The following is a 6,942-nucleotide window of genomic DNA, read 5'->3' on the forward strand; positions in this document are numbered from 1 at the left end:
GGGTCGTTCCGGTCGAAGGACCGGGCCGGGCGATCGCCGTCGGTCCGCGGCCGATCACGATCGAAGGACCGAGCCGGACGGTCACGGTCAGTGCGGTCGAACGACCGAGCGGGACGATCGCCGTCGGCCCGAGGCCGATCACGATCGTTGCGGTCGTAGGAGCGGGCCGGACGATCCCGATCACCACGGTCGAAGGATCGAGCCGGACGATCGCGGTCGTTGCGGTCGAACGAGCGAGCGGAACGATCACCGTCGGTCCGCGGCCGATCACGGTCGAAAGACCGAGCCGGACGGTCACGGTCGTTGCGGTCGAACGAGCGGGCCGGGCGGTCACCCTGGGTCCGCGGCCGATCGCCGTCGCTGCGGTCGAACGAGCGCGCCGGGCGGTCACGGTCGAAGGACCGGCTCGGACGGTCACGGTCACTGCGGTCGAACGACCCACCCTGGCGATCGCGAGCATCACCGGCGGGACGTCGGAGTCCCGCGCTGCGCCGCTCCGGTCGATCGTCGGATCGCGCGTCCCGGCGCTGTGCATCACGGTCACCGCGCTGCTGGGACCAGGAGCCGGTCCGACCCTGATCGCCGTCACGACGATCGAAGGAGCGAGCGCCGCCACGCTCGGAACGACCACGATCGTCCCGGCCGCCACCGGCAGAGCGATCGGAGCGCGCTCCGCCGTGCCCGGCGAAGCCCCGACGGGGCCGGTCACCACCCATGGTGCGGTCGGCCGACCAGGAACCGGTCCTCGGGCCGCCGGTCCCGAGATCGTCGGAACGGTCCCGCTGCGGTGAACGGTCGTCCCGGTTCCATCGTTGCGACCGGTCGCCACCCTCGGACCGTTCGCGTCGCGGTCCGGTGCCCGGACGGTCGCCGGACCGACCGCTGGAGAACTGCTGCCCGCCGCGGCGGTCGTCGCCGCGGAATCGGGAGTGCCCGCCGCCGGCGGAGCCCTGTCGCCGATCGCCGCCCCCTCCGGAGCCGCCGCGTCGCGGCGACTGTCCGCCGGACGACTGCTGGTGATCGGTCATGTGGGAACCCCCGGGACGCTGTGGAATTGACACGCTTCGGAATGAACGAGGTCGCCGGCCGGCGACGAACAACCATGGTCATGGCACTTGCCGCTCGACTGCAGGGTGAGCGCCGGACCGTCGACCTTCGACCGTACTCCGGTGCCGGCGGCACTGAGTCCCGGCCAAGCCAGGGTCACGACCCAGCCCCGCCTTCACCGGTCATCCTTCGTCACGTGACGGAAGGCCCAGGTGATCGATCGGGTTCGGACGATCGCCGATGTCGGCATCACAGCGGACGCGAGTCGAGAAAAAGAAGTGAAAATGCAAGAGCAGGGAGGACCCGGTATGGGGTCGCTCCCTGCTCTTGTGAATGATTGTCCGGCGGTGTCCTACTCTCCCACACCCTGGCGAGTGCAGTACCATCGGCGCTGTAGGGCTTAGCTTCCGGGTTCGGGATGGGACCGGGCGTTTCCCCTACGCTATGACCGCCGTAACTCTGTGAAAGACACACACCACCAGTCGGCACGAGAGTGCCGTCATGGGTGGCGTGGTTGTTCTTTCAGAGTTGCACAGTGGACGCGTAGCATGTTTGTGGTAAGTCCTCGGCCTATTAGTACCGGTCAGCTGCACACCTTGCGGTGCTTCCACTTCCGGCCTATCAACCCGGTGGTCTATCCGGGGGCCTTACCCCACGAAGGGTGGGAGTCCTCATCTTGGAACAGGCTTCCCGCTTAGATGCTTTCAGCGGTTATCCCTTCCGAACGTAGCCAACCAGCCGTGCTCCTGGTGGAACAACTGGCACACCAGAGGTTCGTCCGTCCCGGTCCTCTCGTACTAGGGACAGCCTTCCTCAAGACTCCTACGCGCGCGGCGGATAGGGACCGAACTGTCTCACGACGTTCTAAACCCAGCTCGCGTGCCGCTTTAATGGGCGAACAGCCCAACCCTTGGGACCTACTCCAGCCCCAGGATGCGACGAGCCGACATCGAGGTGCCAAACCATGCCGTCGATATGGACTCTTGGGCAAGATCAGCCTGTTATCCCCGGGGTACCTTTTATCCGTTGAGCGACACCCCTTCCACAAGGCGGTGCCGGATCACTAGTCCCGACTTTCGTCCCTGCTCGACCCGTCGGTCTCACAGTCAAGCTCCCTTGTGCACTTACACTCGAAACCTGATTGCCAACCAGGCTGAGGGAACCTTTGGGCGCCTCCGTTACTCTTTGGGAGGCAACCGCCCCAGTTAAACTACCCACCAGGCACTGTCCCTGATCCAGATCATGGACCTAGGTTAGATGTCCAGTACGAACAGAGTGGTATTTCAACGTTGACTCCAACCCCACTGGCGTGAGGTCTTCACAGTCTCCCACCTATCCTACACAATTCGAACCGAACACCAATACCAAGCTATAGTAAAGGTCCCGGGGTCTTTCCGTCCTGCCGCGCGTAACGAGCATCTTTACTCGTAGTGCAATTTCGCCGAGCCTATGGTTGAGACAGTCGAGAAGTCGTTACGCCATTCGTGCAGGTCGGAACTTACCCGACAAGGAATTTCGCTACCTTAGGATGGTTATAGTTACCACCGCCGTTTACTGGGGCTTAAATTCTCAGCTTCGCCCCCGAAGGGACTAACCGGTCCTCTTAACCTTCCAGCACCGGGCAGGCGTCAGTCCATATACGTCGTCTTGCGACTTAGCATGGACCTGTGTTTTTAGTAAACAGTCGCTTCTCGCTGGTCTCTGCGGCCGGACCGCGCTAGCCCGCGAAGGGCTTCACGCCACCCGGCCCCCCTTCTCCCGAAGTTACGGGGGCATTTTGCCGAGTTCCTTAACCATAGTTCGCTCGCTCACCTTGGTATTCTCTACCTGACCACCTGTGTCGGTTTGGGGTACGGGCCGCTCAGAGCTCGCTAGAGGCTTTTCTCGACAGCATAGGATCACTCTACTTCGCCTCAATCGGCTATGCATCAGGTCTCAGATCAACAGCCCGGCGGATTTGCCTACCAGACCTACCTACACCCTTACACCAGTATTACCACTGACTGGCGGAGCTACCTTCCTGTGTCACCCCATCGCTTGACTACTACCGGATCGGGTCCCGCGCTCCCCACCCCACCCCCGAAGGGACGGACTGGTTCGGGCGGTCAGCATCACCGGCCTCATCATGGGCGCTCTTCCGCGGGTACGGGAATATCAACCCGTTGTCCATCGACTACGCCTGTCGGCCTCGCCTTAGGTCCCGACTCACCCTGGGCGGATGAACCTGGCCCAGGAACCCTTGGTCATTCGGTGGAGGAGGTTCTCACTCCTCATTCGCTACTCATGCCTGCATTCTCACTCGTGTGGCGTCCACGGCTGGGTTCCCCCGCCGCTTCACTCGCCACACGACGCTCCCCTACCCATCCACACGACTGCACCCCAACCTCAAGGGCGGGGCGGATCGAAAGTGTGAATGCCGCGGTTTCGGCGGTGTGCTTGAGCCCCGCTACATTGTCGGCGCGGAACCACTTGACCAGTGAGCTATTACGCACTCTTTCAAGGATGGCTGCTTCTAAGCCAACCTCCTGGTTGTCTGGGCGACTCCACATCCTTTCCCACTTAGCACACGCTTAGGGGCCTTAACCGGCGATCTGGGCTGTTTCCCTTTCGACTATGAAGCTTAGCCCCCACAGTCTCACTGCCACGCTCTCACTTACCGGCATTCGGAGTTTGGTTGATTTCGGTAAGCTTGTGGGCCCCCTAGACCATCCAGTGCTCTACCTCCGGCAAGAAACACGTGACGCTGCACCTAAATGCATTTCGGGGAGAACCAGCTATCACGAAGTTTGATTGGCCTTTCACCCCTACCCACAGCTCATCCCCCAGGTTTTCAACCCTGGTGGGTTCGGACCTCCACGACGTCTTACCGTCGCTTCATCCTGGCCATGGGTAGATCACTTCGCTTCGGGTCTAGAGCATGCGACTGAACCGCCCTGTTCGGACTCGCTTTCGCTACGGCTTCCCCACCCGGGTTAACCTCGCCACATACCACTAACTCGCAGGCTCATTCTTCAAAAGGCACGCCGTCACCCCTGCAAAGGAGGCTCCGACGGATTGTAAGCACACGGTTTCAGGTACTATTTCACTCCCCTCCCGGGGTACTTTTCACCTTTCCCTCACGGTACTCGTCCGCTATCGGTCATCAGGGAGTATTTAGGCTTAGCGGGTGGTCCCGCCAGATTCACAGCGAATTTCACGGGCTCGCTGCTACTTGGGATCCCATTCCAGGAAGGCCCAGCACTTTCGTCTACGGGGGTGTCACCCGCTCCGCCCGGCTTTTCCAAAACCGTTCGACTAGCACTGAACTTTCTGACTTCCCGGCCATGCGGCAGCACAGCCCAAATGGTCCCACGACCCCGAACACGCAACGCCTGCCGGCTCTCACACGTGCACGGTTTAGCCTCATCCGCTTTCGCTCGCCACTACTCACGGAATCACGGTTGTTTTCTCTTCCTGTGGGTACTGAGATGTTTCACTTCCCCACGTTCCCTCTCCACGCCCTATAGATTCAGGCGTGAGTGACCAGACATGACTCTGGCCGGGTTTCCCCATTCGGAAATCCTCGGATCACAGCTCGGTTGACAGCTCCCCGAGGCTTATCGCAGCCTCCTACGTCCTTCATCGGCTCCTGATGCCCAGGCATCCACCGTGTGCTCTTCAAAACTTAGCCACAAAGATGCTCGCGTCCACTGTGCAATTCTCAAAGAACAACCAGAACCAGCCCCAACACTCACCGCCTGGACACCCACCACCCCATCACAGGGCGATCGATACCGGTTCGGTGTGACACCGGCCTGTTCGCTTCGAACCAGAGAGCCACCAACCCAGACACGCGAACACCACCCACCCACTGAGTTCACCACTCAGCGCATGAGCACCGCCCGCACTGTGTCCGGCCCGTTCTCTCAGGACCCAACAGTGCACCAACAGTCAGCGTTCCACCCAGTGAGCAAACCACCGCAGAACACTCGCCTGCGACATGGCTCTGGACACCACAACCCCACCGGATGAAAACCGGCAGCGAACCGTGGCGTCAGAAGCTCCTTAGAAAGGAGGTGATCCAGCCGCACCTTCCGGTACGGCTACCTTGTTACGACTTCGTCCCAATCGCCGATCCCACCTTCGACGGCTCCGTCCCACAAGGGGTTCAGCCACCGGCTTCGGGTGTTACCGACTTTCGTGACGTGACGGGCGGTGTGTACAAGGCCCGGGAACGTATTCACCGCAGCGTTGCTGATCTGCGATTACTAGCGACTCCGACTTCATGGGGTCGAGTTGCAGACCCCAATCCGAACTGAGACCGGCTTTTTGGGATTCGCTCCACCTCGCGGTTTCGCAGCCCTTTGTACCGGCCATTGTAGCATGCGTGAAGCCCAAGACATAAGGGGCATGATGATTTGACGTCATCCCCACCTTCCTCCGAGTTGACCCCGGCAGTCTCTCATGAGTCCCCACCATCACGTGCTGGCAACATGAGACAAGGGTTGCGCTCGTTGCGGGACTTAACCCAACATCTCACGACACGAGCTGACGACAACCATGCACCACCTGTGCACAGACCTTGCGGGGCAACCATCTCTGGAAGTTTCCTGTGCATGTCAAGCCTTGGTAAGGTTCTTCGCGTTGCATCGAATTAATCCGCATGCTCCGCCGCTTGTGCGGGCCCCCGTCAATTCCTTTGAGTTTTAGCCTTGCGGCCGTACTCCCCAGGCGGGGCGCTTAATGCGTTAGCTGCGGCACGGAGGTCGTGGAAGGACCCCCACACCTAGCGCCCAACGTTTACGGCGTGGACTACCAGGGTATCTAATCCTGTTCGCTCCCCACGCTTTCGCTCCTCAGCGTCAGTATCGGCCCAGAGTCCCGCCTTCGCCACCGGTGTTCCTCCTGATATCTGCGCATTTCACCGCTACACCAGGAATTCCAGACTCCCCTACCGAACTCTAGTCTGCCCGTATCGACTGCAGGCCCGGAGTTGAGCCCCGGGTTTTCACAGTCGACGCGACAGACCGCCTACGAGCTCTTTACGCCCAATAATTCCGGACAACGCTTGCACCCTACGTATTACCGCGGCTGCTGGCACGTAGTTGGCCGGTGCTTCTTCTGCTCCTACCGTCACTTGCGCTTCGTCAGAGCTGAAAGAGGTTTACAACCCGAAGGCCGTCATCCCTCACGCGGCGTCGCTGCGTCAGGCTTCCGCCCATTGCGCAATATTCCCCACTGCTGCCTCCCGTAGGAGTCTGGGCCGTGTCTCAGTCCCAGTGTGGCCGGTCGCCCTCTCAGGCCGGCTACCCGTCGCTGCCTTGGTAGGCCATTACCCCACCAACAAGCTGATAGGCCGCGGGCCCATCCCCAGCCGAAAAACTTTCAACCCCACCAGATGCCCGGCGAAGTCAATATCCGGTATTAGCCCCGGTTTCCCGGAGTTATCCCAGAGCTGAGGGCAGATTACCCACGTGTTACTCACCCGTTCGCCACTCGAGTACCCGCAAGCGGGCCTTTCCGTTCGACTTGCATGTGTTAAGCACGCCGCCAGCGTTCGTCCTGAGCCAGGATCAAACTCTCCATCGAATGCCATACAACCATCACCACACACCAGGCGAACCCAGCACACAGCAGCAGCCGATAGATGAAGAAAGCTGCCACACCCCCAAGGAGCGCAGCACCCGATCACTGGTCCACAAACACGAGCTGGACTACTCTCGTAAATATGCACCAAAGAAACCCATCGGACCACCTGGACAACCAGACCCCCGACAGGGTACAACATTGGCACTGACTATCGGTACACTGTTGAGTTCTCAAAGAACGGACACACACCCACTCAGCCCTTCCAGGCCTCGCCGGGGCAACCCGAACAACATTACCAGACCCGAACCACAGCGTCAAACCCGCTGC

The 6,942-nt window shown here is 60.7% G+C and carries 3 rRNA genes; all 3 read right to left on the reverse strand.

The features are described from left to right. Positions 1-1,386 precede the first annotated feature (1,386 nt). The 3 genes from rrf to JL106_RS19630 all read right to left on the reverse strand — a co-directional run bounded on the left by rrf (position 1,387) and on the right by JL106_RS19630 (position 6,615). Positions 1,387-1,503: ribosomal RNA gene (rrf, locus tag JL106_RS19620) — 5S ribosomal RNA — on the reverse strand. 97 nt (positions 1,504-1,600) lie between these two features. Continuing rightward, a 23S ribosomal RNA gene (locus JL106_RS19625) occupies positions 1,601-4,717 on the reverse strand. 378 nt (positions 4,718-5,095) lie between these two features. Continuing rightward, positions 5,096-6,615 (reverse strand): 16S ribosomal RNA (locus tag JL106_RS19630). The 16S, 23S and 5S rRNA genes sit together here, the layout of an rRNA operon. Between the last annotated feature and the right edge of the window lie 327 nt (positions 6,616-6,942).

It is taken from the genome of Nakamurella leprariae (genome assembly GCF_016918035.1).
In the GTDB taxonomy this organism is placed as follows: Bacteria; Actinomycetota; Actinomycetes; order Mycobacteriales; family Nakamurellaceae; genus Nakamurella; species Nakamurella leprariae.